A 26289-nucleotide genomic window follows, 5' to 3' on the forward strand; every position below is an offset into this window, starting at 1 on the left:
ATAATGTGCGGATAAATCGTATGGGAAGTAAATTATCGTTACATAAAAGAGGATAATGTGCGGATAAATTGTATGGGAAGTAAATTATCGTTACATAAAGGAGAATAATGTGCGGATAAATCGTGTGGGAAGAGAATGATCGTCACATAAGAGAGGATAATGTGCGGATAAATTGTATGGGAAGTAAATTATCGTCACATAAAAGAAAAAAGCCCAGAATCCTCTGAGCTTTATGTCCATTCTATTCGTCACTCAAACGCTTGCCTGCTACGGCGTAGTGGTTCTTTGACATTTCCTCGATGAACACGACGACTTTCTCTTTAGGTGCACCTGTTGTTTCGCTGACTGCATCGGTTACTTTTTCAACTAGTGCTTTCTTTTGATCTTCTGTGCGGCCTTCAATCATTTTTACTGTTACGTATGGCATATGTTTTGCCTCCTCCTAAATGATGATGATTAGATCTAAATTGAGTTTTTCATAATTCGCGGAAATTCGCAAGTCCGGTGGGAGATTGTCTTTTTCACATTCGCATAAATATGAGTTATACTTTAAGGAAAAGACAAAAAAGGGGAATGGAATGTGAGCTTACCCTATTCGTTAGAGGAAATTCCGTTTGTAGCAGTGGCGCTGATGATCGCTTTTGCGGTCCATGAGTTCGCGCACGCCTGGGTGGCGTATAAGTTTGGCGACCCTACTGCCCAGAGACAGGGGCGGTTGACACTGAACCCGATCAAGCATTTGGATCCGCTCGGAACCATCTTGATTTTCATCGCTGGATTCGGCTGGGCAAGACCGGTTCCGGTCAATCGTTTCATGTTCAAAAATCCGAAGCTTGCCGGAGTGCTTGTATCGGTTGCCGGGCCAGTCAGCAATCTTATTCTGGTCTTCCTGGCATTTGCTATCTGGTACATATTTGTCATGCTTGGGCTGGCACCTGGGATTCCGGATTTTTTCCTGAATTTCCTCAATATCTTCATCGGGCTGAATGCGATGCTTTTCGTCTTCAATTTATTGCCGTTTCCGCCGCTTGATGGCTACCGGATCATCGAGGACCTGGCACCAGCGGGCATCAGGGCAAAAATGACCCAGTATGAAGCGTACGGCTCGATCATTTTCTTGATCCTGGTCATCACGCCACTCGATCAATATACAATTCAGCCGATTTTCTATTATTTAATTCCTGCTGTGACGGATGGAATATACAATCTATTTTTCTGATTCATTTTAAGGAGGTTTCCAATATGGAAGAAAAAAAGGGCAAGAATATTGGCTTCAATATCATCAAAAATGACCCGATGGATGGCCATAAGGGTTTTGGAAAAGGTGTTCTCACACTTGATAATGTCTCGCCCGTCATCATTGATGTCGATGCGGGAGAGGCAGCTGTAGAAGTAGGTGCAATGCATGCGCGGAGTGCTGTCGAGAAAGGGATAAAGTTTCTTCCTGACCGAAATGAAGTGCCTGATGCAAAGTCATACTGGGTTGTCTGGGTGACAATCGACAGGAAGGAAGAGGGGCCTTATTACGCTGGTGTCACTGCCTGCGAAATGACCGTCAACCGTGAAATCCGCCGCGGCTACAAGTCGCTGCCGGAGCATGTGAACCGTCTCGATAAGTCGATCAAGCGTCATATCATCGTAGATCATATGGATGAAAAATCCAAAAACATCCTTGCTGACTTCCTGAAAAAACATGATTCAGGAATGTGGGAACGGTCTGGAGAAAAGCTAAAAACCGACTTGCTAGCCAATTAATATATTTGGATAATTTTCCTAATAATTTGTCTAAATTGTGACACTTCTTAGCAAGTGACAATATCTGGCTTGCTCAAATGCAATAAAAAAAGTAAACTGATATCAGCGTAAAACACATTTTATGCTAGGACGAGAAAACCCCGGAGGCTTGCTTCCGGGGTTTTTCTTTTGGCCTTGACGCTAAGGTTTTCCTTATTATAGTGAGATAATTGTTGTTGACACATTATGTTATAGGAGGTTGCTTTACCACCCGAAAATCCGCTTGTACCATGGCTTCTTTTCCTTAACTGCCTCAGGTTTTTCTTCCTTATGTTCTTCGTGATCCAAATGGTCTGTGCAGTATTCAGTAGGTTCTGTTCCTGCAGCAAATAATGTCAGTCTTTTTACAGGACATCCATCAGAAGCGAGCATGCCATTTGCTGGATCAACATAGACGGCTACCGTTCCTTTTGCTGCCTTGAATTTTTTCGCAGGCTCATTATCAAGTGCTTTTTCCATAAAATCCAACCAGATATTCTTCGCATAGGATTTCTCCACTGTCAGCTCAATTGGCTTTCCTTTATCGTAACCTGTCCAGACGGCGGAAACGAGCTGAGGAGTATAGCCAATCATCCAGCTGTCTGTTTCGGTCGTTCCAGACTTGGCCGCGTATGGTCTTGTCATCTTTTTAATCAGCGTGCTTCCTGTTACGGAAGAATAGCCATTCAATTTTTTATCAAAAATGCCTGTCAGCATATGGGTCATCACGGAGGCAAGTTCGGGCTTCAAAACCTCTTCTCTCTCAGCCTTGTACTCGTATATCACTTCGCCTTTATGGTTTTCGACCTTCTTGATCAGCACCGGGTCGACCTTCTTGCCGCCGTTCGCGAGAATACTGTAGGCGTTGGCCATATCAATCACCCTTACACCGGATGTGCCGAGGGCAAGTGATGGAACCTTGTCCATATCCGTCTTGATCCCAAAACGTTTCGCTGTTTCAACAAGAGTTTCCTCTCCCAGGAACAGATGGGTTTTCACGGCATACACGTTATCGGATAACGCCAGAGCCTGCGCCATCGTAATATCATCCTCGGCGTATTTATTGTTAAAATTGTGCGGCGTATACTCTGAACGTCCATCATCGAACATAAAAGTCGTCAGCTGGCTTTTCATTGTGGAAGATGGAGTGAAGCCATTTTCAAGTGCCGCATAATACAGAATCGGTTTCATAGTCGATCCCGGCTGCCTGACAGCCTGTACAGCACGGTTGAACGGGCTATCTTCATAATTCCTGCCGCCGACAAGCGCAACCACATGTCCATTTTTCGGATTCATCGCCACAAACCCTGCCTGGATCTCTGAGTCGGAAGCAATCATTTTGTTGATCGACTTTTCCGCGATTTCCTGCTGGTCAAGATTAAGTGTCGTATAGACCCTCAATCCGCCGAGCGAAATGGTCCGGTCATCGAAATTCAATGAATTCTTGAGCGCATTCTGGACAGCGTCCTGGAAGTATGGCGCCGCTCCAATCCGGGAATGCTGGTGCTCTCCGACAAGCTTCAGATTTTCTATGCTCGCTTTTTGTGCGGCAAGTTCGGTGATATAACCGTTTTCCTTCATCGTCCTTAAAATGGTCCGCTGACGCTGCTTTGCTTTTTCCGTAGAAGCGAAAGGAGAGTAAATGCTGGGACCTTTTGGGATTCCCGCAAGCATAGAAGCTTCCGCCAGGGATAAATCCTGCGCGTCCTTGCCAAAATAATAACGGCTTGCAGCCTGGACGCCGTACGCACCATTGCCATAATAAATCGTATTCAAATAGCCTTCCAGGATCTCGTCCTTGGAATAATTCATTTCCAGTCGCAAAGTGTACAGCGCTTCTGTCGCTTTCCGCTTCCACGTCTTGTCATGTTCAAGATAGAGGTTCCTTGCATACTGCTGGGTAATCGTGCTCGCCCCCTGGACCTTGGCCATTGCCTTTATGTCAGCAAGCGCAGCACCGGCAATCCGCTTATAATCAAACCCATTATGGGTAAAAAAGGTTTTATCCTCTATAGAAACCGTTGCATTTATCAAATGGGGAGAAATATCCTTGAGCGCAACCCAATAGCGCTTTTGGCCGGAGTGACTCTCGCCAATCACCGTTCCATCATCTGAAAAAAACAAAGTCGATTGCGGCACAGCCAGGGGAGGCGGTCCCTGAAGTTTCGCGTAGCCAATCAGGAAAAAATAGAGTATTGTCGCCAAAGCAAGCCCCGCAAGCGCGAAAAAGATCAAAGCACGCAAATATTTAATTGTCTTGCGAAACCGCTGGTCTGTCATCAGCTCCATACTGCTTCCCCCTCAAAAAGATAGATAATATCAGTATGAAAAAAAACAGCAGGTTTTAAACATAGAATCAAAGTTAATTAAATTTTGCTTGCATTTTTGCTAGATTCAACTATACTTTTTCTGATGTTTGTATTTGTGATGTTGGGGAAGTATAAAATAAAGAAATGCAGAGGCGACTGCTCAGCTCCGACAAGCGTTGCCCGCCTATAACGCCACGTCCTGTGGCTGGCGGGTCTAGCACATCGTGTGCCACGGAGGGCCGGACATTGAAGTCGCTCTTTCACTTCATTGGCAGGACCGAAACGTCTCGAGGAGCTAGGAGCCGCAGCTGGACACATATAGAAGCTTTTGATAGTTTGAATTGCTATCTAACAAGAAATATTCGCCGCATCATAACGGAAATTTTTTTGCCGAAAGGAAGGAAGAAAAATGGGTCTTTGGTTTACAGAAAAGCAGACAGAGAACTTTGGTATCACAATGAAAGTGAACAAGACGTTACATACAGAACAGACAGAATTCCAGAAGCTTGATATGGTGGAAACAGAAGAGTGGGGCAATATGCTTCTTCTTGACGACATGGTCATGACTTCTGTTAAAGATGAATTCGTTTACCACGAAATGGTTGCGCATATTCCATTATTCACTCACCCAAACCCTGAGCATGTACTAGTTGTTGGAGGCGGCGACGGAGGCGTAATCCGTGAAGTGCTTAAGCACCCTAGCGTGAAAAAGGCGACTCTTGTTGATATCGATGGAAAGGTAATCGAGTACTCCAAGAAATACTTGCCTGAAATCGCAGGCAAGCTAGATGACCCGCGCGTTGATGTCCAGGTTGGCGACGGCTTCATGCATATCGCTGAAAGCGACAATCAGTATGATGTCATCATGGTTGACTCTACTGAACCAGTCGGACCGGCTGTAAACCTGTTCACAAAAGGCTTCTATGCTGGAATTTCAAAAGCATTGAAGGAAGACGGTATTTTCGTTGCACAGTCTGACAACCCATGGTTCAAGTCTGACCTTATCCGCAATGTCCAGAAGGATGTGAAGGAAATCTTCCCGATCACACGCCTTTACATCGCGAACATCCCAACATACCCAAGCGGAATGTGGGCATTCACACTTGGATCAAAGAAGCATGACCCGCTTGAAGTGAGCGAAGACCGCTTCCACGATATCGAAACAAAGTACTACACGAAAGAACTTCACAAAGCCGCTTTCGTATTGCCTAAATTCGTTGGCGACCTTGTAAAATAATTAAGCACAATATTTATTCGGCTTCCCGGTAAATCCGGGGGCCATTTTAATGTGAAAAGCGTTGGAGCTAGATAATTCTCAAAGTGATATAGAACTTTGAATTGTAATAAAACATTTTTTGAAAGAGGTGCTTGATATGCGTTTTGATGAAGCCTATTCTGGCAATGTTTTTATCGGCAGCCATTCAAACTATAAGGAAAGCAAGGCAGTTCTTTACGGTATGCCTATGGACTGGACTGTCAGCTACCGTCCTGGATCACGCTTTGGCCCGACCCGTATCCGCGAGGTATCGATTGGCCTTGAAGAATACAGCCCTTATCTTGACCGCGAGATGGCTGACCTGAACTATTTCGATGCAGGGGACATCCCGCTGCCATTCGGCAATGCCCAGAAAAGCCTTGATTTGATTGAGGAATACGTGGACAAGCTTTTGGCTGAAGAGAAATTTCCGCTTGGCATGGGCGGAGAGCATCTGGTATCCTGGCCGGTCATGAAGGCAATCGCGAAAAAGTATGAAGACCTTGCCATCATCCACTTTGATGCGCATACAGATCTTCGCGAACATTATGAAGGTGAACCATTGTCGCACTCAACGCCGATCCGCAAGATTGCTGAGCATATTGGACCGAAAAATGTGTACTCATTCGGAATCCGTTCTGGCATGAAGGAAGAATTCGAGTGGGCAAAGGAAGCGGGCATGCATATATCCAAGTTTGAAGTTCTTGAACCTTTAAAGGAAGTATTGCCGAAGCTTGCAGGCCGTCCGGTATATGTAACGATCGACATTGACGTTCTTGATCCTGCACATGCACCTGGAACAGGAACAGTTGACGCTGGCGGAATCACTTCCAAGGAGCTGCTTGCATCAATCCATGCAATCGCAAACTCCGGCGTGAACGTAGTCGGAGCAGACCTTGTCGAAGTCGCGCCAATCTATGATACATCCGAAATGACCGCAAACACTGCAAGCAAAATCATCCGTGAAATGCTGCTTGGGTTTGTGAAATAATAGTAGCAGCCGCTCTCTTTTTAAAAAGGGAGCGGTTTTTATTTTGCGAAAAAATAGTGACCAGTTACCAATAGTTACTTTCATAGGGAGGAATATTCAGAATAATATAGAAAATATAATGATTATGTAAGTAATCACTAATAAGGAGGTAAAAAGGATGAAAACATTGGTTTCTTTTTTCAACCGCATCATGCAGCGGTATTTGCCTGACCCGTTTCTTTTTGTCATCATCTTAACTTTTGTTGTATTTGGATTAGGCCTTATTTTTACCGACAGCGGTCCGTACCAGATGGCCCAGCACTGGGGAGGCGGCTTCTGGAGCTTGCTGACATTCTCGATGCAGATGGTGCTTGTCCTTGTGACAGGCCATGTTCTCGCGAGCAGCCATATTTTTAAAAAGGGTCTTGGATCACTTGCTTCACTGGCAAAATCGCCAGGACAGGCGATTGTCATTGTTACTGTCGTATCGATGATTGCAAGCTTGATCAACTGGGGCTTCGGTTTGGTCATTGGTGCTCTTTTCGCGAAAGAGCTGGCGAAAAGGGTTCAAAATGTGGACTATAGGCTGTTGATTGCAAGCGCTTACGGAGGGTTCATCGTCTGGCATGGAGGTATTTCCGGGTCAATTCCGTTGACGATTGCCACGGAAGGTCACTTCTCTCAAGAATTGATTGGTGTTATCCCGACAGATCAGACCATTTTTGCCAGCTTCAATCTGCTGATCATCTTAATCATGCTTCTCGTATTGCCAGTGGTTAACCGCCTGATGATGCCATCAAAGGATCAAACGGTCACTGTCGACCCTGTACTGCTTGAAGCGGATGTTCAAGCAGCAACAATCGAGCAGGGAGCGATGACACCTGCTGAAAAACTGGAAAACAGCAAAATCATTTCTTTGTTAATTGGTATTCTTGGCCTTGTTTTTCTATTTTACTATTTTGCAACAAACGGATTTAAGCTGAACCTTGATATCGTCAACTTTCTGTTCCTGTTCCTCGGGATCCTGTTCCATGGCACGCCAAAGCGTTTCCTTGAGGCGGTCGTGAACGCGGTAAAAGGAGCGAGCGGGATCATCATTCAATTCCCTTTTTACGCGGGAATCATGGGAATGATGACAGCATCTGGCCTGGCAGCAGTCATGTCAGAAGGCTTTGTATCAATTTCGAATGAATTCACCTTCCCATTCTTTACCTTCCTGAGTGCTGGTGTGGTAAACTTCTTCGTTCCATCAGGCGGGGGACAATGGGCAGTACAGGCACCTGTCATGCTTGAAGCAGCCCAAACCCTCGGAGTATCCATTCCGAAAACGGCAATGGCCGTTGCCTGGGGCGACGCATGGACCAACCTGATCCAGCCATTCTGGGCACTGCCTGCACTGGCGATTGCCGGCTTGAAGGCAAAAGACATCATGGGATATTGTGTACTGATGCTGATTGTTTCCGGGGTTATCATCTCGGTTGGAATGCTATTTTTCTAAAAAGAAGATTTAAGGAGGAGCTGATTGCTTCTCCTTTTTTACTGGAAAAAATCGATTAATTTCAAGTTCGCGAATTAATGCTATTATTTTGCGAATAAACAACCATTAATGCGAATAAAACAAGATAATTTGCGAATAAATGACGATTTTTGCGATGAACAAGATACGATGTGATGTTCGTCATTGAATCACAGAATTCCAGTCAAAAAATAAAAACTGGGAGGCAAATTTGCCTTCCAGCTCTTAAAATTACATCTTTTCAAACGTATCACAGATGGTTTCTTTTTCATTCACTGCCTGATTGCCTCTTTTGGCTACGACCATGATAGAGTCAGCCACACATTGATCGCCTTCTGCCCAGTATTTACAGTTTTCTACTTCGCATTTTACTTCGATTCTCATGTGAGCACCTCCTTAAAGGTCTTGATAATCAATACCCGATTATGAGGGGGGACAAACCCTATACGTTATTCCCGGACTCCCCCTGGTGATTCATATGGCAATTCGATGCGAACCTTGCACTTTCAAAGGAGAATATTTATACTTATAAAGTTATAATGAAGATAGAAAAGCATCAGCTATTTGATAAGAACCGAATAAGTGCTGAGCTGGATTAGAAAAGGGCGTGTTAACGGTGTCTAGTAAACCCGCTGATCAGATTCCTGTCAAAGTGACGGTAAAAACGGCAATTTACAGTGGCAAAGAGAAGGAAACTTTTGAATTGACTACTTTTGGCCGATACTATACAAAGGCGAACAGCTCTTACCTCCAATATGATGAAGTGATGGAGGAAGGAGATGTCCATACGACGGTAAAAATATCAGGAGACGAAGTGCTGATTTTGCGCAGCGGCGCGATCAAGATGAGGCTTCATTTTCTGCTGAATAAAAAAACTCCGGGTAACTATAAGACTCAATATGGTCTTCTCGGGACCTCGGCGCTCACGAAGCGGCTCGATACTGATTTTAATGAGACAAAGCAGGAGGGCCATGTGGACCTGCTTTATGATATGGCCATCCAGGGCGCGAGTGCAGGTACATACCATTTGACGATCAATTATAAGGAGGAAGGCAAATGAATATAGTTGAACAGGTTCAATTGAAGCTGAAGGAAGAAATCAAGCAGGCAATCATCAAAGCTGGACTAGCCGAGGAAGCCGAAATTCCGGCGGTGATCCTGGAGACGCCCAAGGAAAAAGCGCACGGGGATTACTCCACGAATATGGCGATGCAGCTTGCTCGTGTGGCGAAAAAGGCGCCAAGGCAGATTGCAGAGCAGCTGATTGAGAACTTTGATAAAAGCAAGGCATCCATCGAGAAAATTGAAATCGCCGGACCCGGCTTCATCAACTTTTACATGGATAACAGCTATTTGACGGATTTGATTCCAGCGATCCTGGAAGCAGGAGACAGCTATGGTGAATCGAAGGTAGGAAATGGACAGAAGATCCAGATCGAGTTCGTTTCTGCCAACCCGACCGGTGACCTTCACCTTGGCCATGCGCGCGGCGCTGCGGTAGGTGATTCACTGTGCAATGTGCTTGCTAAGGCTGGATACGATGTTTCCCGCGAGTATTATATCAATGATGCGGGCAATCAGATCAATAACCTGGCACTGTCTGTTGAGGCACGTTATTTCCAGGCGCTGGGCATGGACAAGCCGATGCCTGAGGATGGCTATCATGGTGCTGATATCATCGGGATCGGGCACAAGCTCGCTGAAGAGTTCGGCGATAAGTATGTGAATGTTCCGGACCAGGAGCGCTTCGATGCATTCCGTGAGTACGGTTTGAAATATGAAATGGAAAAGCTGAAGCAGGACCTTGAGAACTTCCGTGTCAGATTCGATGTTTGGTACTCAGAAACTTCTCTATATCAAAATGGTAAAATCGACGTGGCGCTAGATGCACTGCGTGCGAATGGCCATATCTATGAAGAGGACGGCGCGACATGGTTCCGTTCATCAGAGCTTGGCGATGACAAGGACCGCGTGCTGATCAAGCAGGATGGCTCTTATACGTATTTGCTTCCGGACATTGCCTACCATAAGGACAAGCTTGAGCGCGGCTTTGAAAAGCTGATCAACATCTGGGGAGCGGACCACCACGGTTATATCCCTCGGATGAAGGCAGCGATTGAGGCACTTGGCTATGATCGTGAGGCGCTTGAAGTCGAAATCATCCAGCTCGTCCATCTGTACAAGAACGGTGAGAAGATGAAGATGAGTAAGCGTACAGGTAAGGCTGTCACAATGCGTGACCTGATTGATGAAGTAGGTTTGGATGCAGTTCGTTACTTCTTCGCAATGAGAAGCGCGGACACTCATATGGACTTCGACCTTGACCTGGCCGTATCCCAGTCCAATGAAAACCCAGTTTTCTACGCACAGTATGCACATGCACGTATCAACAGCATTCTGCGTTCTGCTGCAGAACAAGGTTTGATCTTCGACATCGAGGCAGATTTCAGGCATATCCAGTCCGAGAAGGAAATTGACCTGCTTAAGAAGCTGGGTGAATTCCCGCTGGCCGTTGCCGAAGCAGCCCAGAAGCGCATGCCGCACCGAATCTCCAACTACATTTTCGAGCTGGCATCCGTATTCCACAGCTTCTACAACGCTGAGAAAGTATTGGATTTGGAGAATAAAGAAAGAACAGTGGCACGCCTGTCGCTGATCAAGACAGCACAGATCACTTTAAAGAATGCACTTGAGTTGATTGGGGTTTCGGCTCCAGAGAAGATGTAAAAAAACTTAGGCATAAGCCCCTTAAACAAGGGGCTATTATGCCTTTTTATAATAGGATCGTCATAAACCCGGAAAAAGCAAGGAAGAGAAATAAAGTTCCTGGCCCTCCTAGTAAAACGATGATGAGGACAACTTCAACTACCTTGTTAAGTTTAAAAGCAAAATAACTTCTTCCGGCTTTTCTTTCTTTAAACAGGAACCAAAGTGTTTTTAAGCTCACTATTCCCAGGAATAAATACAGTCCTATTAACAAAAAGTCTATTAAAATTTCAAAGCCTGAAATGATAAGTGGATTCCATCCTTTTTTAACAAAAAGTTCTCCACCTCCTCCTTTAAAGCAGCCAATTAATAAACCAACAATGGCAATAGGAATAACAAAAGCCAGGTTATATAAAATGTCGCCTATTCTCTCCCGGAATGTACGTGCTGGACCTGGGCCCTTAGCTGTTTTTGCCACGCTACAATTCCCCTCCGAAAATCAGGATAACAAACTCATTTTACGATTTTTTTCATTCAGTGCGCGTTCACTCATGTAAAACCCACGAAAATTCAATTAAGGGAAAAAATACCTGTATATACTCTGGTTTTTTTTATTTTCAATAATCTGTTAATAGCTTACTATATCAATATATTCAACAGATTGGGAGTTGGGGGAAATAAGTATTTTACATAATGAACATGCCTGTCCTGACTGCAGTTCAGCTATTCCTTTCAATAAAGGGTATGTTTCATGGTGCGATTGCGGATATAATATGGATCATTCACCATCAGAAAAGACGGACTCAAAATTAAATGCTTTATATGAAAAACTGGGAAGTAAACGTGGTCTAAGAGTTTTTCAAGAACTGGCTTCCCAACAGGAACTTCGGCAGGGGGTTTCTTTTACAAAAAGCTTAGCTTTCATGGCAGCTACTTTTGTGCACTTAATTAGCATCAGTTTATTTTTACTGGGCTTATACTTGCTTATTTTCCAAAACGCTAATTTCATGTTCATAGCTGCAGGCTTAATTCTTTTGGGTATAGCCTGGCTGGCCAGGCCAAGAGTGCCGAAGCTGGACAAAGATGAGCATTTGATTGCCCGTCAGGAATTTCCGTTTTTATTCGAGGCTGTGGACCAGTTAGCTGATGCTATGCAGGTAAAAAGGATTGATGGAATCATTATTGATGATGAATTCAATGCGTCAGTGGCGCAAATTGGCTGGAGAAGAAGGAAAATCATTAAGATAGGGTTGCCGTTATTTTCTCTTTTGGAACCAGAAGAGCAGCTGGCAATCCTCGCGCATGAATTTGGCCATATATCAAATGGCGATTTAACCAGATCATTTTATATTGGAACCGCCTTATATACGCTGCAGACATGGTATGAGCTTTTAAATCCTGTGCCAATCGATGAATATGACAGCATGGGCTTTTTTGAAATACCTGTATATTATTTTATGGCATTTCTTGCATTAATCCCTTACTCAATATTCTTATTACTAGTGCACCTGTTGTTTGACGATTCCCAGAAGGGTGAGTATTTAGCCGATGAAAGGGCTGCAAAGGCAGTAGGCTATAAACATTTAATCTCATCAATGGAAAAATTCCAATACGCTGATACCTTTTATCTAAAGATAAGGGAGTTAGCGGTGAGGAAAAACACAATTAATTTATTTAATGCTGTTCATGAACAAATCAAAATAATGCCAGGCCGTGAGAAAGAACGGCTCTCCCGCCTTGCACAACTTGAGACATCTAAACTGGATTCGACTCACCCGTCAACAGCCTACCGCATCAAGCTGCTTGAAAACTTGAAAGCTTCTCCTTCTTCTATAGCTGTAGGTAAAGGTACTTTAGCAAAGATGCAGAAGGAGCTTGAAACGCAGCAAACCAGAATTCAAGAGGAAGTAGTCGAAAATTACCGGTATGTTTTGAATATGTATTAATAAAGGCTGCTGGATGGTCCAGCAGTCTTCAGCTTATTTCCATTCCAATACAGCGCCGCCAATCCGTTTCACTCCGCGGATTTTGGCCAAATCCTCGACCAGTTTTAAAGCTGCTTTGTCCTTCTCCTTCGCTTCAATCATGAAATCGACATCCCGGCCGATGCCACGGAGAATATCGATCAATGGCAGGATGAATTCAGGGTCAACGTAATCCGCGTGCGATCGATACGCTTTTTCTGTTTTAGGGGAAGAAATATGGATCTTAGGCTTCAAGCCAGTCCGTTCCCAGGTAGCGAAGCCATCCGGAAGCAGTTTTTCCAAAGACTCTTCACAACGATTTGCCATGTGGTGGTGATAATCGAACATGAAGGGGACGTCTTCCTTCAAACAGGCAGTGAGTGTTTCTTCTGCATTGTACGTTTTATCATCATTCTCAAGCGTGGTGATTTTTTTGATATGCTCTGGCAGTTTGGCGAAGTTTTCATGGAAGCGCAAGATCGTTTCTTCTTTGTTACCGTATGCCCCGCCAATATGGATGTTGATTAGCGCTTCATTTTCCAGTCCCATCGCTTCGAGCATGCCATAATGGTATTCCATATCGATGATTGCATTAGCCGTCACTTCCTCCCTCGGAGAAGTGAACAGCGTGTATTGATTTGGATGGAAACTTGTCCGGATTCCATGCTTCTTCACCAATGCACCGATTTCGAGCCATTTGTCGCGGAACGGCGTGACATAGTCCCATTTTACCTCCGGGTGGGTGGCGAGCGGCGCAATCGAGCTTGAGAACCGATACAAAGGTATATCGTGGGCGATATTGTAATGAATCATTCTTTTTGTGTTCACAAGGTTCTGGCAGGTTACGGAATGCAGCTTTTCACGCCGTTCGTCTTCAGGCAGCTGTCCATAACGGGCGAATGTAAGTGCCTTGGATGGAGATGCATCCCACAGGCTGATGGCGGTGGATACATAGCCCAACCGAATAATCATAGAGACACTCCTTTATTGTCGAGCAGTCCGGTTCATTATAAAAGGCTGTTTTCGTAAAGATTATTGTTAAAATCCTAAAGCCGATTTTAACGTGACAGTAAGCCATTTTGTAGGTCGGTATTAAGTTTTCAAGCTCTTTTCTCATAAAATGCTTTAATTTTGTGAAGAAACATAGGCCATTCAATCCTATTTTGTAGCCAATAGCAACAAAGTTTGAGAAAAGAGCCTTATAAAAAATAGGAAATGGTACTCGCGGCTTTTTCCTTCAGCAGGGCACGGTTGAAGTCATCCAAAGCAGCCTTCCTTGAGTTCAGAATATCTTCCGTAAGGATCCGCTTCACTTTTTTGATAAAATCGCCATCATAAATCAGGCAGTTCAATTCATAATTTAAAAACATGCTTCTTTTATCAAAATTAGCGGTGCCAATGTCACAAACCGTATCATCCACGAGCAGGGCCTTTGAATGATAAAAGCCATTTAAGAACTGATAGACTTCGGCGCCATCCCTGATCAGAGTCCTCAGATAAGGATAGGAAGCTTCTTTAACAAGAGCATGGTCGGAAACGAGCGGGACTAGAACCGTTACTGAAACACCTCTTTCGATCGCATCCCGCAATAAGTTGAATACCCTTTTGCTCGGGATGAAGTACGGTGTCCCAATAAAAATAGAAGTCATTGCATTGCTGATCAGGTCAGACATCATTTCCTCCAGCAGAATGCCTTCAGTGGGAACAAGCTGCTGACGGATCGTGCCTTTTTCGAGGGCAGGGAAATAGGCTTTATTTTGCAGCAAGTTGACTTTTGCAGCTGCATGCCAATCCTCAAGGAACTCCGATTGCAGATCGGCAACGCCTTCCCCGGTCATTTTTAAGTGATAATCGCGCCATGGCGACAGCTTTGAATCCTGATTGTTATATTCCTTACCAATATTGAAGCCGCCGAGATAACCGATCTTTCCGTCAATGACGGTGATTTTCCTGTGGTTCCGCACCTGGGACGAGTAAAATAAGAACGGCAATTTAGGCATTTGGGAATAAGCGAATTCCACGCCGGCAGCCTTCAGCGATTTAATCGTCTTGCGCTTCAGTCCGCTGCCCACCCAATCGACCAAAAGGCGCACCTCGACCCCAGCCTTCACCCGTTCTTTTAATATAGAGAGAAATTCCTGGCTGATTTTATCATCCTGGACGATATAAAATAAAATATGAATGTGCTGCTTTGCGTTTTTTAATTCGGAAAAAAGGTCGTCGAACAATTTAGGGCCTTCGGCAAAAATGGCAAGGTTACTCTCCCGGACAGGCAGCATATTCGTTTTGGCACTTGCCAGATGCTTTTTCCTGCCAAGCATGAAGTCAGCATAGACCCATAGGAACAGCCCCGCTATTATCGCAATTAAAATCCATCCAAAATCCATAGCAATTCGGCTCCCTTAAAAGTAAATTATCAAAGTATGCCCTGGCTCACCTCGATCAGTGTCCAGCTGCAGCGCTTCCGCATTTCATATTATTTTTGCCGAAATCGCCTCATATATGTTAACTTCCTGATAAAGAGGGAGTATAAACAATTTTCAGAAATGAAAGGAAATGAGTTGACTGAATGCTCATTCATTATATAATGTAGTTAAAGGTATATTCAGAAAATTTGTTTGGTTAAAAATTTTCGTCCAAAAATCAGCATCGAAAGGGGTAAATGATTTTTATGAACGGTCTGCTATGGATTAATCTTATTGCGTTCCTTCTTGTAACCGCTTACGCCATCAGCTTGTTTGTTTATGTCGTGAAGACGAGAATCGAATACATCAAGCTCGGCAAGAAATCTGAGTTTGATGATGATATCAAGGACCGCTGGAGGAGAATCCTTGTCCATGTATTTGGCCAGAAAAGGCTTTTGAAGGATAAGAAAAGCGGCGCGATCCACGTTATGTTTTTTTATGGATTCCTTCTTGTCCAGTTTGGTGCAATTGACTTTATCTGGAAGGGGATCAAGCCAGGTTCGCATTTGCCGCTAGGTCCGCTATATCCAGGCTTCACATTTTTCCAGGAAATCGTTACGCTAACAATTCTCGTAGCGGTTGTATGGGCTTTTTACCGCCGTTATGTTGAGAAACTTGTCCGTCTGAAGCGCGGCTTTAAAAATGGACTTGTGCTTCTGTTCATTGGCGGGCTGATGCTTTCAGTATTGCTTGGAAACGCGATGAGCATGATCTGGCACGGTCATGAAGGTACATGGACTGAACCGGTCGCATCTCTGATTGCGGCAGCATTCAGCGGAATTCCTGAGGCAGCTGCCATCACGATTTTCTATATCGCATGGTGGATTCACCTATTATTCCTGCTTGCATTCCTGGTATACGTACCACAATCCAAGCATGCTCACTTGATTGCCGGACCAGCCAATGTATATTTAACAAGGGTTGATTCGCCAGGGAAGATCACAAAGATCGATTTTGAAGATGAAACACAGGAAACATTCGGTGCTGGAAAAATCACGGATTTCAGCCATGAGCAGATGATCGACTTTTATGCTTGCGTAGAATGTGGACGCTGTACCAATATGTGTCCGGCAACAGGCACTGGAAAAATGCTGTCGCCAATGGACCTGATTGTCAAACTGCGTGATCATCTGACGCTTCACGGCGCAGCTGTCACTTCCAAGCAGCCCTGGGTTCCGACATTTGCTTTTTCCAACACAAAGGGCAACCAGATTGCAATGGCAGCTGCAGGGCAGGGTGTCAATGAATCAGCTGCAGCTCTTGCTTATAGCCCGAGCATGATCGGCGATGTCATCACCGAAGAAGAAATCTGGGCATGTACAACTTGCCGTAACTGTGAAGACCAGTGTCCGGTTATGAACGAACACGTTGACAAAATCATCGACCTCCGCCGCTACCTTGTTTTGACTGAAGGTAAGATGGATGCTGACGCACAGCGCGCGATGACGAATATTGAGCGCCAGGGCAACCCTTGGGGCTTGAACCGTAAGGAAAAGGAAAACTGGCGCGAGCTCCGCGACGATGTTGTCATTCCTACGGTTAAAGAAATGAAAAAGGCAGACGAAGAATTCGAATACTTATTCTGGGTTGGCGCGATGGGTTCATTTGACAACCGCAGCCAGAAGATTGCCCTTTCGTTCGCTAAACTATTGAACGAAGCAGGCGTCAAGTTCGCAATCCTTGGAAACAAGGAAAAGAACTCCGGCGATACACCGCGCCGCCTTGGCAACGAGTTCCTATTCCAGGAGCTTGCGACCAAGAATATTGAAGAATTCGAGAAAAATGAAGTGAAGAAGATCGTGACGATTGACCCTCACGCATACAATATCTTTAAGAACGAATATCCTGATTTCGGCTTTGAAGGTGAGGTATACCACCACACCGAGCTTCTTGCAAAGCTCGTGAAAGAAGGAAAGCTAGTTCCGAAGCATGCAGTGAACGAAACGATCACTTTCCACGATTCCTGCTACCTTGGACGCTATAACGAGGTTTATGACGCACCGCGTGATATCCTCAAGGCGATTCCAGGGGTGGATCTTAAGGAAATGGAACGCAACCGCGATACAGCAATGTGCTGTGGAGCAGGCGGCGGCTTAATGTGGATGGAAGAAGAAACAGGACACCGAATCAATGTATCACGTACAGAACAAGCACTTGAAGTGAACCCATCCGTCATCAGTTCCGGATGCCCATACTGCCTGACAATGCTCTCTGATGGAACAAAAGCAAAGGAAGTAGAAGAAAACGTCGATACACTGGACGTAGCAGAACTGCTTGAAAAATCCGTGTTTGGTGAAATCAAAGCGCTTGTATCTTAATACAATCAATACTTAAAACATGAATAGTAGAAGTTGACTCACAGTAAAAATTCGACATAAGACAGAATTTTTAGCAAAGTGTTTCAATTTCTACTATTTTTAAAGTAAAATGAATAATATGATAAAGCGCTTACATTATTCTTCAGCAAGAAATCACCTAAGAACCCCACAAAAAAACAACTGCTTGCTTCTTTTTTTGGACCAGTTTCGAGCGAGCGTTCAGTCACTCAAAGACAGTGGCAACGAGATTAATTTTTCATTTTCAAAAATTAATAGATTGAAAGGGAGAGAAGACAATGGGGAAAACAGTCATTTTAGCAGGTGCAAGAACACCGTTTGGCAAGCTTGGCGGAGCATTGAGCAGTTTTTCAGCCAGTCAATTAGGAGGAATTGCCGTAAAAGAGGCCCTGTCACGCGCGGAAATTAAGCCTGAGGAGGTCGGCGAGGTCATTCTTGGCACAGTGCTGCAGGGAGGCCAGGGACAGCTGCCATCACGACAGGCTGCAAGAGAAGCTGGAATCCCATGGGAAGTAAAAACGGAAACAATCAATAAGGTCTGTGCATCAGGAATGCGCAGCCTGACTCTAGGTGACCAGATCATCCGCGCGGGAGACGAAGAAGTCATTGTCGTCGGCGGAATGGAGTCGATGAGCAATGCGCCATATATTCTTCCGAAAGCACGCTGGGGCTTCAGGATGGGCGACGGCCAGGTGAAGGATTTGATGATTCATGATGGATTAACCTGCAGCTTCAAGGGAGTCCACATGGGCACTTACGGAAATGAAGTAGCGAAAGAATATGAAATCAGCCGCCAGGAACAAGACGAATGGTCATATCGCAGCCACCAGAAGGCGATTGAAGCAATAGAATCAGGCAAGCTTGCTGAGGAAATCGTTCCGGTTGAAGTGCCGCAGCGAAAGGGCGACCCAATACTTGTCGAGCATGATGAAGCACCAAGGAAGGATACTTCAGTTGAAAAGCTGGCGAAGCTTGGTCCGGTATTCAACTCTGACGGCACGATTACTGCAGGTAATGCACCTGGTGTCAATGACGGTGCGGCGGCCCTCGTACTGATGAGCGAAGAGCGTGCCCAGCGTGAAGGCAGGACACCGCAGGCAGTCATCTTTGGGCATGCAGCCATCGCAACAGAAGCGAAGGACTTCCCGAAGACACCCGGAATCGTCATTAACGAACTGCTGAAGAAAACAGGTAAGTCACTTGAGGAAATTGATCTTTTTGAAATTAACGAAGCTTTTGCTGCAGTCGCATTAACAAGCGGACGAATTGCGAACCTTGATACTGAAAAGGTAAATGTGAATGGCGGTGCGGTTGCCCTCGGACACCCTATCGGAGCGAGCGGGACACGCATCATCCTTACTTTGATGCATGAACTTAAGCGCCGCGGCGGCGGGGTCGGCATTGCGGCGATCTGCTCGGGCGGCGGCCAGGGAGACGCAGTGATGATTGAGGTTCCGAAGCAATAACGATATGGATGGAAGGGCATTGTGAGAGCTGCCCTTCCTTAATATGACTTTAATAGGAGGAGTAAGCATGAGTGTAAAAACGATAATGGTAATTGGCGCGGGACAAATGGGCTCAGGAATCGCACAGGTGTGCGCGCAGGCTGGATACAGTGTGTTTTTGAATGACCTGAAGCCAGAATTTGTTGAACGCGGTCTGGCTGGAATCAAGAAAAACCTTAACCGTCAGGTGGACAAAGGACGAATGACAGCTGAACAACTGGATGTGATTGTTGGCAGAATCACGGCTTCAACTGATCTCCAGGATGCCGGAAAGACGGACCTTGTTATCGAAGCAGCTGTCGAGAACATGGACATCAAAGCGAAAATCTTTTCCCAGCTTGATGAAATTGCACCTGAACATACAATCCTTGCTTCTAATACCTCATCATTGCCAATCACGGAAATCGCTGCAGCAACAAAGCGTCCGGAAAAAGTCATTGGCATGCATTTCATGAATCCGGTGCCTGTCATGAAGCTCGTTGAAATTATCCGCGGGCTGGCGACGGCTGACGAAGTCTATCAAACAATCGAAGACATTACCAAAACATTGGAAAAAGTCCCTGTGGAAGTGAATGACTTCCCTGGCTTCGTTTCTAACCGCATCCTGATGCCAATGATCAATGAAGCCATCTACACACTGTACGAGGGAGTAGCCACGAAGGAAGCAATCGACGAAGTCATGAAGCTAGGCATGAACCACCCAATGGGACCGCTAACACTTGCAGACTTCATCGGCCTTGATACTTGCCTCTACATCATGGAAACACTTCACGAAGGCTTTGGCGATGACAAATACCGCCCTTGCCCGTTGTTAAGGAAATATGTAAAAGCAGGCTGGTTAGGCAAAAAATCAGGCCGCGGTTTCTACACGTACGAGTAATAATTTTTCGTGAATCCGTCCTTACATAAATTTTTGTCTGGGCGCGGGGAGGGTTAAAAATGAATCTGAGATTTACAGAAGAGCAGGAAATGATGCGCAAAATGGTCCGGGATTTCGCACAGACCGAAATTGCACCATTTGTTGAAAAAATGGAAGAGGGCGAGTTCCCAAGGGAGATTTTAAGAAAGATGGGCGAGCTTGGCCTGATGGGAATACCTGTGCCTGAAGAGTATGGCGGATCGGAGATGGATTTTATCTCCTACATCATAGCGATCCATGAAATCTCAAAGGTCAGCGCCACGGTTGGCGTCATCCTTTCCGTCCATACTTCCGTCGGAACGAATCCAATCTTGTATTTTGGTACGGAAGAGCAAAAGAAGAAATATGTGCCTAAGCTTGCTGCAGGCGAATATCTTGGGGCATTCTGTCTGACTGAACCAAGTGCCGGATCGGATGCAGCCAGCCTGAAAACACGGGCCGTCAAGAAAGATGGACACTATGTGTTGAACGGCTCGAAGGTGTTCATCACAAACGGCGGCGAAGCGGATGTCTATATTGTTTTCGCTTCGACTAATCCGGAAGCTGGTACTAAAGGTGTCTCCGCTTTTATCGTTGAAAAAGACACCCCAGGCTTTATCGTCGGCAAGGATGAGCACAAAATGGGGCTTTACGGCTCACGCACAGTCCAGCTGACATTTGAAGACATGAAGGTTCCGGCAGAAAACCTGCTTGGCCAGGAAGGCGAAGGGTTCAAAATCGCGATGAGCAACCTTGACTCCGGTCGAATTGGTATCGCCGCACAGGCCCTTGGTATTTCAGAAGCTGCATTGGAAGCGGCGACTGACTATGCAAAGGAAAGAGTCCAGTTCGGCAAGCCAATCGCTGCCCAGCAAGGCGTCGGCTTCAAGCTGGCTGATATGGCAACATCCGTCGAAGCTGCAAAACTATTAATCTATCGCGCTGCCCAGTTACGCTCAGAGGGCCAAAAGTGTGGGCTGGAAGCATCCATGGCAAAGCTGTTCACATCACGGACAGCAGTAGAAGTCACCACAGAAGCCATCCAGGTATTCGGCGGCTACGGCTATACGAAAGAGTATCCGGTCGAACGCTACTTCCGCGACGCCAAAGTAACCGAGATTTACGAAGGCACAAGCGAGATTCAGAAGATTGTTATTAGTAAGCAGTTGTAAGGCTGGTATTATGACAGGTTTGACCGTGAAAGCCGAAAAGCTGTCAAGAAAAGCCCGGAATCGTGACAGGTTTGGCAGTGGAAGCCGAAAAGCTGTCAAGAAAAACCCATAATCGTGACAGGTGTGACCGTGAAAGCCGAAAAGCTGTCAAGAAAACCCCGTAATCGTGACAGGTTTGACCGTGGAAGCATCAAAGTAGTCAAGAAAATCCGGGAATCAGCAAGTTGTATTAATAGCTATTTATATAACCTAATCCAACAGTAACGGAGGAAACAAAAATGAATTTTCGATTATCCGAAGAACATGAAATGATCAGGAAAATGGTCCGTGATTTTGCGAGGAATGAAGTGGCTCCGACAGCTGCAGAGCGTGATGAAGAGGAACGCTTTGACCGCGAGATCTTTGATAAGATGGCGGAACTTGGCCTGACTGGTATTCCGTGGCCTGAAGAGTACGGCGGAATCGGCTCTGACTATCTTGCATATTGCATCGCAGTTGAAGAGCTGTCCCGTGTTTGTGCATCTACAGGCGTGATGCTGTCAGCACACACATCGCTTGCTGGCTGGCCGATCTACAAGTTCGGAAACGAAGAGCAGAAGCAAAAATACTTGCGCCCGATGGCTGAAGGAAAAAGTATTGGCGCATACGGCCTGACTGAGCCGGGCAGCGGTTCAGATGCAGGTGCAATGAGAACGACGGCAAAAGAAGACGGCGATCACTATGTGCTTAACGGTTCAAAAATCTTCATCACAAATGGCGGCGTAGCGGATATCTATGTTGTGTTCGCATTGACTGATCCGGAAAGCAAGCATAAGGGAACGACTGCATTCATCGTCGAAAGCGACTTCGCTGGATTCTCTGTCGGCAAAAAAGAGAAAAAGCTCGGTATCCGTTCATCTCCAACAACAGAAATTATCTTTGAAGACTGCCGCGTTCCAAAGGAAAACATCCTAGGTGAATTTGGCGAAGGCTTCAAAATCGCTATGATGACGCTTGATGGCGGCCGCAACGGCATCGCTGCACAGGCTGTGGGAATCGCTCAAGGTGCGCTTGATGCAGCAGTCGATTATGCGAAAGAACGTCAGCAATTTGGCAAGCCAATCGCGGCGAACCAGGGAATCGGCTTCAAGCTTGCAGATATGGCAACTTCTGTTGAAGCTTCAAGGCTATTAACCTACCAGGCAGCATGGCTGGAGTCTGAAGGCCTTCCATACGGCAAGGAGTCTGCGATGTCCAAGTTATTTGCCGGCGACACCGCGATGAAAGTGACAACTGAAGCTGTCCAGGTTTTCGGCGGCTACGGATACACGAAGGATTATCCAGTTGAACGCTTTATGCGCGACGCGAAAATCACGCAAATCTACGAAGGAACACAGGAAATCCAGCGCCTCGTGATCTCAAGGATGCTGACGAAATAACAAGGCGGGTAGATGTTGATGAAAAAGCGAGAAGTGCAGGCGTCGGTAAAAGATGAGCGACTTGTGAAAAAGAGGCGCGACCAGATGATCAAAGGGGCCGTAACCCTTTTCAAGCAGAAGGGCTTCCACCGAACGACGACCAGAGAGATTGCCCGGGCTTCAGGCTTCAGCATCGGCACCCTTTATGAATATATCCGCACGAAGGAAGATGTGCTATATCTTGTTTGTGACAGTATCTATGACGAGGTTCGCGACCGCCTTCAGGAAAATCTCGACACGAATCAGGGAACACTCGAGAGCCTGAAGGTTGGGATCGCCAATTACTTTAAAGTAATGGACGATCTGCAGGATGAAGTGCTTGTCATGTATCAGGAGGTAAAGTCGCTGACAAAGGATGCTCTTCCTTACGTGCTGAAAAAAGAAATCGAGATGGTGGGGATGTTCGAGGATGTCATCCAGCGCTGCGTCGAAAATGGCGAGCTTGACCTGGATGAAAGACATGTCAAAATCATTGCCCATGATATTTTCGTTCAGGGGCAGATGTGGGGATTCCGCCGCTGGGCGCTGAGAAAGCTGTATACGCTTGAAGAGTATACAGAGCTGCAGACCGAACTGCTTTTCAAGGGGATAAAGGGGTCGGGAATGAAATTATGAACAGGGGGAACAAAATGAGTATGCCGGAAATGTATAAGCCAAAGAATCATATTCGCTTTGTGACAGCTTCAAGCTTGTTTGACGGCCATGATGCCTCAATCAATATTATGCGCAGGATTATCCAGTCATTGGGCGGCGAGGTCATTCATCTTGGCCACAACCGTTCTGTTGAGGAGGTCGTCAATGCCGCGATCCAGGAGGATGCACAGGGGATTGCGATTTCATCCTATCAGGGCGGCCACGTAGAATATTTTAAGTATATGTACGATCTCTTGAAGGAAAAAGGAGCACCGCATATCCGCATTTATGGCGGCGGCGGCGGCGTCATCATTCCGCGGGAAATAAAAGAGCTCCATGAATACGGAATCGCCCGGATTTTTTCACCGGAAGACGGCCGGAAATACGGCCTTAATGGCATGATCGAACAGATGATCAAGGAATGTGATTTCCCGACAGTTACTCCAGAAGGTGTCGAGGAAATCGAGAAGCTCGAAGCAGGTGACCCGAATGCGGTAGCAAAGCTGATCACTCTTGCCGAACAGCATGTCGGTTCGGAAAAAGAAACAGCCGCCGCTGTTGAAACATTGATGGAAAAAGTAAAGTCGATGACGAAGGCTGTGCCGGTAGTCGGGATCACGGGTACGGGCGGAGCCGGAAAAAGTTCATTGACTGACGAGTTGATCAGAAGATTCATCAATGAAATTCCTGAAAAAAGAGTAGCGATTTTATCAGTCGACCCTACAAAGCAAAAAACAGGCGGAGCACTTCTCGGAGACCGGATCCGGATGAACGCGATATTCTCTCCGCGCGTTTATATGCGCAGCCTTGCAACAAGACAATCCAGGTCCGAACTATCGCTGGCAATCAAAGATGCCATCGACGTTGTGAAAGCAGCAGGCTTCGACCTGGTCATCGTCGAAACAAGTGGAATCGGACAGGGGAACGCTGGAATCACCGATGTCTGCGATGTATCGATGTATGTCATGACAAGCGAATTCGGTGCGCCGTCCCAGCTTGAAAAAATTGACATGATTGATTACGCGGACCTGATTGTCATCAATAAATTTGAGCGAAAAGGTTCGGAGGACGCTAAGCGCCAGGTGCAGAAGCAGTACCAGCGCAGCCACATGTTTTTTGACAAAGAACTTGATGAAATGCCAGTGTACGGAACAATTGCCAGCCAGTTCAATGACCCGGGTACAAACGCGCTGTTCGCAGCCCTGGTCAATAAAATCAATGAAAAGGCAGGTACAGACTGGACGACATCTTTCTCTACCAGTGCAGTAGTCGAAAAACAGAATGTCATCATCCCGAATGACCGCCGTTACTACCTGCGTGAAATTTCGGAAACGGTACGCGGTTATCATAAGCATGCGGTCGAGCAGGCAGACCTCGCCCGCAGATTGTTCCAGCTTGAAGGGGCAATCGAGGCGGTAAAAGAACGTGAAACAAACAGCGAAGTGCTGTCTTCTCTTCAGGTACTAAAAGAGGAAGTAGAGTACAAGCTGACGCCAGAATCGAAACATATCATTGAAAACTGGGAATCCCTCAAGGAAAAGTACAGTGCGGACCAGTTCGTGACGAAGATCCGCGACAAGGAAATTGTTACTGAGCTGAGGACTAAGAGCCTGTCAGGTTTGAGCATCCCTAAAGTGGCCTTGCCGAAGTACAAGGATTATGGCGAAATTTTGCGCTGGGTATACCTTGAGAACGTACCGGGAAGCTTCCCGTATACAGCGGGTGTATTCCCGTTCAAGCGTGAGGGTGAAGATCCGAAGCGCCAGTTTGCCGGGGAAGGGACACCGGAACGGACGAACCGCCGTTTCCATTACTTGTCCAAAGACGACAGCGCGAAGCGTTTGAGCACAGCTTTTGACTCTGTTACTTTATACGGGGAAGATCCTGATTACCGTCCGGATATTTACGGTAAGGTCGGCGAGAGCGGGGTCAGCGTTTGCTCGCTTGATGATATGAAAAAGCTGTATGCAGGATTTGATCTTTGCCACCCATCAACATCCGTGTCGATGACGATCAACGGACCGGCGCCAATCATCCTGGCCATGTTCATGAACACGGCAATTGAACAGCAGGTACAAAAGCAGGAAGCAGAGCTTGGCCGCAAGCTGAATGACGAAGAGTTCGCGCAAGTGAAGGAAATGACGCTCCAGACAGTTCGCGGAACAGTGCAGGCAGATATTTTAAAAGAAGACCAGGGACAGAATACTTGTATCTTCTCAACTGAATTCGCACTGAGAATGATGGGCGACATCCAGCAGTATTTTATCGACGAGAAGGTCCGGAACTACTATTCTGTATCGATTTCCGGCTATCATATTGCTGAAGCAGGAGCGAACCCGATTTCACAGCTGGCCTTCACGCTTTCAAATGGCTTCACGTATGTTGAATACTATTTGAGCAGAGGCATGAACATCGATGATTTCGCGCCAAACTTGAGCTTCTTCTTCTCAAACGGTCTCGATCCTGAGTATTCTGTGATTGGCCGTGTTGCCCGCCGCATCTGGTCGACAGTCATGAAGAACAAATACGGCGCAAATGAGCGGAGCCAGAAGCTCAAGTATCATATCCAGACTTCCGGCCGTTCACTTCACGCACAGGAAATCGACTTCAACGATATCCGTACGACGCTGCAGGCATTGATGGCCCTGCATGATAACTGCAACTCGCTTCATACAAATGCTTATGACGAAGCAATCACAACGCCGACGGAAGAATCTGTCCGCCGCGCGATGGCCATCCAGATGATCATCACGAAGGAGCACGGCTTGACGAAGAACGAAAATCCTCTGCAGGGTGCGTTCATCATCGAAGAGCTGACGGATTTGGTAGAGGAAGCGGTACTTCAGGAATTCGAACGGATCAATGACCGCGGAGGCGTGCTTGGCGCAATGGAAACACAGTACCAGCGCGGAAAAATCCAGGATGAGTCGATGTACTATGAGATGAAGAAGCATTCAGGGGAGCTGCCGATCATCGGTGTGAACACATACCTGAATCCTAATCCCCCATCCGAGGAAGAAATCGACAAGATGGAGCTGGCACGTGCGACGAAAGAGGAAAAAGAAACCCAGATTCAAAATCTTGAAGCCTTCAAAGGTAAAAATAAGGATCAATCCGAAGAGGCACTAAAGCGTCTGAAAGAAACAGCCGTCAGCGGAGGCAACATCTTCGCTGAACTGATGGAAACGGTAAAATACGCAAGCCTGGGACAAATAACCAGGGCGCTATATGAAGTAGGCGGCCAGTTCCGCAGGAATATGTAAGTTAAAAATCTATTGTCAATTGTAAATTGTAAAATTGGCTGTAGTGCAAATAGCAAATTTAGGTTAA

Annotated in this window: 21 protein-coding genes; 15 read left to right on the forward strand and 6 right to left on the reverse strand. The window is 46.1% G+C overall.

Annotated features, from left to right (window positions below; translation table 11 throughout):
• Window positions 1-241 precede the first annotated feature (241 nt).
• Entirely contained in the window at window positions 242-427 is a 186-nt protein-coding gene (locus J7E35_RS10410; protein ID WP_044392785.1) for a 2-hydroxymuconate tautomerase, read from the reverse strand.
• A 204-nt stretch (window positions 428-631) separates the two neighbouring features.
• On the opposite strand from J7E35_RS10410, the gene J7E35_RS10415 reads away from it, so the two are divergent.
• Both J7E35_RS10415 and J7E35_RS10420 read left to right on the forward strand, forming a co-directional pair.
• Window positions 632-1219 (forward strand): site-2 protease family protein, encoded by a 588-nt coding sequence (locus J7E35_RS10415; RefSeq protein WP_214780060.1) that lies wholly within the window; start codon window positions 632-634, stop codon window positions 1217-1219.
• A 23-nt stretch (window positions 1220-1242) separates the two neighbouring features.
• Window positions 1243-1755: a YwhD family protein gene (locus J7E35_RS10420; protein ID WP_214779512.1), complete on the forward strand. Its 513-nt coding sequence runs from the start codon at window positions 1243-1245 to the stop codon at window positions 1753-1755.
• A 243-nt stretch (window positions 1756-1998) separates the two neighbouring features.
• Here the strand turns inward: J7E35_RS10420 and J7E35_RS10425 are convergent, their stop codons facing one another.
• On the reverse strand, window positions 1999-4062 hold the full coding sequence (locus J7E35_RS10425) for a transglycosylase domain-containing protein (protein WP_214779514.1): 2064 nt from the start codon (window positions 4060-4062) through the stop codon (window positions 1999-2001).
• Between the two features lie 429 nt (window positions 4063-4491).
• On the opposite strand from J7E35_RS10425, the gene speE reads away from it, so the two are divergent.
• The 3 genes from speE (at window position 4492) to J7E35_RS10440 (ending at window position 7805) form a co-directional block, all read left to right on the forward strand.
• Window positions 4492-5319, forward strand: a complete 828-nt coding sequence (gene speE, locus J7E35_RS10430) for a spermidine synthase (RefSeq protein ID WP_214779516.1) — start codon at window positions 4492-4494, stop codon at window positions 5317-5319.
• Between the two features lie 136 nt (window positions 5320-5455).
• A complete protein-coding gene (gene speB, locus J7E35_RS10435; RefSeq protein WP_214779518.1) occupies window positions 5456-6328 on the forward strand; it encodes an agmatinase in 873 nt (290 codons plus the stop codon).
• Window positions 6329-6485: 157 nt separating this feature from the next.
• Complete coding sequence (locus J7E35_RS10440; protein WP_214779520.1) at window positions 6486-7805, forward strand: short-chain fatty acid transporter; 1320 nt, start codon at window positions 6486-6488, stop codon at window positions 7803-7805.
• 249 nt (window positions 7806-8054) lie between these two features.
• Here the strand turns inward: J7E35_RS10440 and J7E35_RS10445 are convergent, their stop codons facing one another.
• Window positions 8055-8207, reverse strand: a complete 153-nt coding sequence (locus J7E35_RS10445; protein ID WP_214779521.1) for a DUF1540 domain-containing protein — start codon at window positions 8205-8207, stop codon at window positions 8055-8057.
• Between the two features lie 232 nt (window positions 8208-8439).
• Between J7E35_RS10445 and J7E35_RS10450 the strand changes: the two genes are divergently transcribed.
• Window positions 8440-8883 carry a YwiB family protein gene (locus J7E35_RS10450; RefSeq protein ID WP_214779523.1) on the forward strand — a complete coding sequence of 148 codons (444 nt, stop codon included), beginning with the start codon at window positions 8440-8442 and terminating at the stop codon, window positions 8881-8883.
• The gene (gene argS / locus J7E35_RS10455) at window positions 8880-10550 is read left to right on the forward strand and encodes an arginine--tRNA ligase (protein ID WP_214779525.1); all 1671 of its coding nucleotides are present in this window, start codon (window positions 8880-8882) and stop codon (window positions 10548-10550) included. Before J7E35_RS10450 ends, argS begins: the two co-directional genes overlap by 4 nt.
• 46 nt (window positions 10551-10596) lie before the next feature.
• On the opposite strand, the gene J7E35_RS10460 is transcribed toward argS, so the two are convergent.
• Complete coding sequence (locus tag J7E35_RS10460) at window positions 10597-11007, reverse strand: hypothetical protein (protein WP_214779527.1); 411 nt, start codon at window positions 11005-11007, stop codon at window positions 10597-10599.
• 445 nt (window positions 11008-11452) lie between these two features.
• Here J7E35_RS10460 and J7E35_RS10465 point away from each other — a divergent pair, with 445 nt between their 5' ends.
• Complete coding sequence (locus tag J7E35_RS10465; protein ID WP_214779530.1) at window positions 11453-12475, forward strand: M48 family metallopeptidase; 1023 nt, start codon at window positions 11453-11455, stop codon at window positions 12473-12475.
• A gap of 33 nt (window positions 12476-12508) precedes the next feature.
• On the opposite strand, the gene uvsE is transcribed toward J7E35_RS10465, so the two are convergent.
• Both uvsE and cls read right to left on the reverse strand, forming a co-directional pair.
• Window positions 12509-13465 (reverse strand): UV DNA damage repair endonuclease UvsE, encoded by a 957-nt coding sequence (uvsE, locus tag J7E35_RS10470; RefSeq protein WP_214779532.1) that lies wholly within the window; start codon window positions 13463-13465, stop codon window positions 12509-12511.
• A 227-nt stretch (window positions 13466-13692) separates the two neighbouring features.
• On the reverse strand, window positions 13693-14880 hold the full coding sequence (cls, locus tag J7E35_RS10475) for a cardiolipin synthase (protein ID WP_214779534.1): 1188 nt from the start codon (window positions 14878-14880) through the stop codon (window positions 13693-13695).
• Between the two features lie 284 nt (window positions 14881-15164).
• On the opposite strand from cls, the gene J7E35_RS10480 reads away from it, so the two are divergent.
• From J7E35_RS10480 to icmF, 7 genes are all read left to right on the forward strand, one after another.
• Window positions 15165-17276 (forward strand): (Fe-S)-binding protein, encoded by a 2112-nt coding sequence (locus J7E35_RS10480; protein ID WP_214779536.1) that lies wholly within the window; start codon window positions 15165-15167, stop codon window positions 17274-17276.
• Window positions 17277-17572: 296 nt separating this feature from the next.
• Complete coding sequence (locus J7E35_RS10485; protein ID WP_214779538.1) at window positions 17573-18760, forward strand: acetyl-CoA C-acetyltransferase; 1188 nt, start codon at window positions 17573-17575, stop codon at window positions 18758-18760.
• A 67-nt stretch (window positions 18761-18827) separates the two neighbouring features.
• On the forward strand, window positions 18828-19679 hold the full coding sequence (locus J7E35_RS10490) for a 3-hydroxybutyryl-CoA dehydrogenase (RefSeq protein WP_214779540.1): 852 nt from the start codon (window positions 18828-18830) through the stop codon (window positions 19677-19679).
• Window positions 19680-19738: 59 nt separating this feature from the next.
• Window positions 19739-20869 (forward strand): acyl-CoA dehydrogenase, encoded by a 1131-nt coding sequence (locus tag J7E35_RS10495; RefSeq protein ID WP_214779542.1) that lies wholly within the window; start codon window positions 19739-19741, stop codon window positions 20867-20869.
• A 278-nt stretch (window positions 20870-21147) separates the two neighbouring features.
• Window positions 21148-22287, forward strand: coding sequence for an acyl-CoA dehydrogenase (locus J7E35_RS10500; RefSeq protein WP_214779544.1), 1140 nt, complete (start codon window positions 21148-21150; stop codon window positions 22285-22287).
• An 18-nt stretch (window positions 22288-22305) separates the two neighbouring features.
• Window positions 22306-22941, forward strand: a complete 636-nt coding sequence (locus J7E35_RS10505) for a TetR/AcrR family transcriptional regulator (protein WP_214779546.1) — start codon at window positions 22306-22308, stop codon at window positions 22939-22941.
• A gap of 20 nt (window positions 22942-22961) precedes the next feature.
• On the forward strand, window positions 22962-26222 hold the full coding sequence (gene icmF / locus J7E35_RS10510; protein WP_214780061.1) for a fused isobutyryl-CoA mutase/GTPase IcmF: 3261 nt from the start codon (window positions 22962-22964) through the stop codon (window positions 26220-26222).
• The last annotated feature ends 67 nt before the right edge of the window (window positions 26223-26289 follow it).

It is taken from the genome of Bacillus sp. ISL-45 (genome assembly GCF_018613195.1).
Classification (GTDB): domain Bacteria; phylum Bacillota; class Bacilli; order Bacillales; family Cytobacillaceae; genus Mesobacillus.

Bases quoted from the DNA above. Each gene is read 5' to 3' on its own strand.
- J7E35_RS10505 (WP_214779546.1), top strand. From the start codon at position 22,306: ATGAAAAAGCGAGAAGTGCAGGCGTCGGTAAAAGATGAGCGACTTGTG.
- speE (WP_214779516.1), top strand. From the start codon at position 4,492: ATGGGTCTTTGGTTTACAGAAAAGCAGACAGAGAACTTTGGTATCACA.
- J7E35_RS10445 (WP_214779521.1), bottom strand. From the start codon at position 8,207: ATGAGAATCGAAGTAAAATGCGAAGTAGAAAACTGTAAATACTGGGCA.
- icmF (WP_214780061.1), top strand. From the start codon at position 22,962: ATGCCGGAAATGTATAAGCCAAAGAATCATATTCGCTTTGTGACAGCT.
- argS (WP_214779525.1), top strand. From the start codon at position 8,880: ATGAATATAGTTGAACAGGTTCAATTGAAGCTGAAGGAAGAAATCAAG.
- uvsE (WP_214779532.1), bottom strand. From the start codon at position 13,465: ATGATTATTCGGTTGGGCTATGTATCCACCGCCATCAGCCTGTGGGAT.
- J7E35_RS10480 (WP_214779536.1), top strand. From the start codon at position 15,165: ATGAACGGTCTGCTATGGATTAATCTTATTGCGTTCCTTCTTGTAACC.
- J7E35_RS10500 (WP_214779544.1), top strand. From the start codon at position 21,148: ATGAATTTTCGATTATCCGAAGAACATGAAATGATCAGGAAAATGGTC.
- J7E35_RS10465 (WP_214779530.1), top strand. From the start codon at position 11,453: ATGGCAGCTACTTTTGTGCACTTAATTAGCATCAGTTTATTTTTACTG.
- J7E35_RS10415 (WP_214780060.1), top strand. From the start codon at position 632: ATGATCGCTTTTGCGGTCCATGAGTTCGCGCACGCCTGGGTGGCGTAT.
- J7E35_RS10485 (WP_214779538.1), top strand. From the start codon at position 17,573: ATGGGGAAAACAGTCATTTTAGCAGGTGCAAGAACACCGTTTGGCAAG.
- J7E35_RS10495 (WP_214779542.1), top strand. From the start codon at position 19,739: ATGAATCTGAGATTTACAGAAGAGCAGGAAATGATGCGCAAAATGGTC.
- J7E35_RS10440 (WP_214779520.1), top strand. From the start codon at position 6,486: ATGAAAACATTGGTTTCTTTTTTCAACCGCATCATGCAGCGGTATTTG.
- speB (WP_214779518.1), top strand. From the start codon at position 5,456: ATGCGTTTTGATGAAGCCTATTCTGGCAATGTTTTTATCGGCAGCCAT.
- J7E35_RS10410 (WP_044392785.1), bottom strand. From the start codon at position 427: ATGCCATACGTAACAGTAAAAATGATTGAAGGCCGCACAGAAGATCAA.
- J7E35_RS10425 (WP_214779514.1), bottom strand. From the start codon at position 4,062: ATGGAGCTGATGACAGACCAGCGGTTTCGCAAGACAATTAAATATTTG.
- J7E35_RS10420 (WP_214779512.1), top strand. From the start codon at position 1,243: ATGGAAGAAAAAAAGGGCAAGAATATTGGCTTCAATATCATCAAAAAT.
- cls (WP_214779534.1), bottom strand. From the start codon at position 14,880: ATGGATTTTGGATGGATTTTAATTGCGATAATAGCGGGGCTGTTCCTA.
- J7E35_RS10490 (WP_214779540.1), top strand. From the start codon at position 18,828: ATGAGTGTAAAAACGATAATGGTAATTGGCGCGGGACAAATGGGCTCA.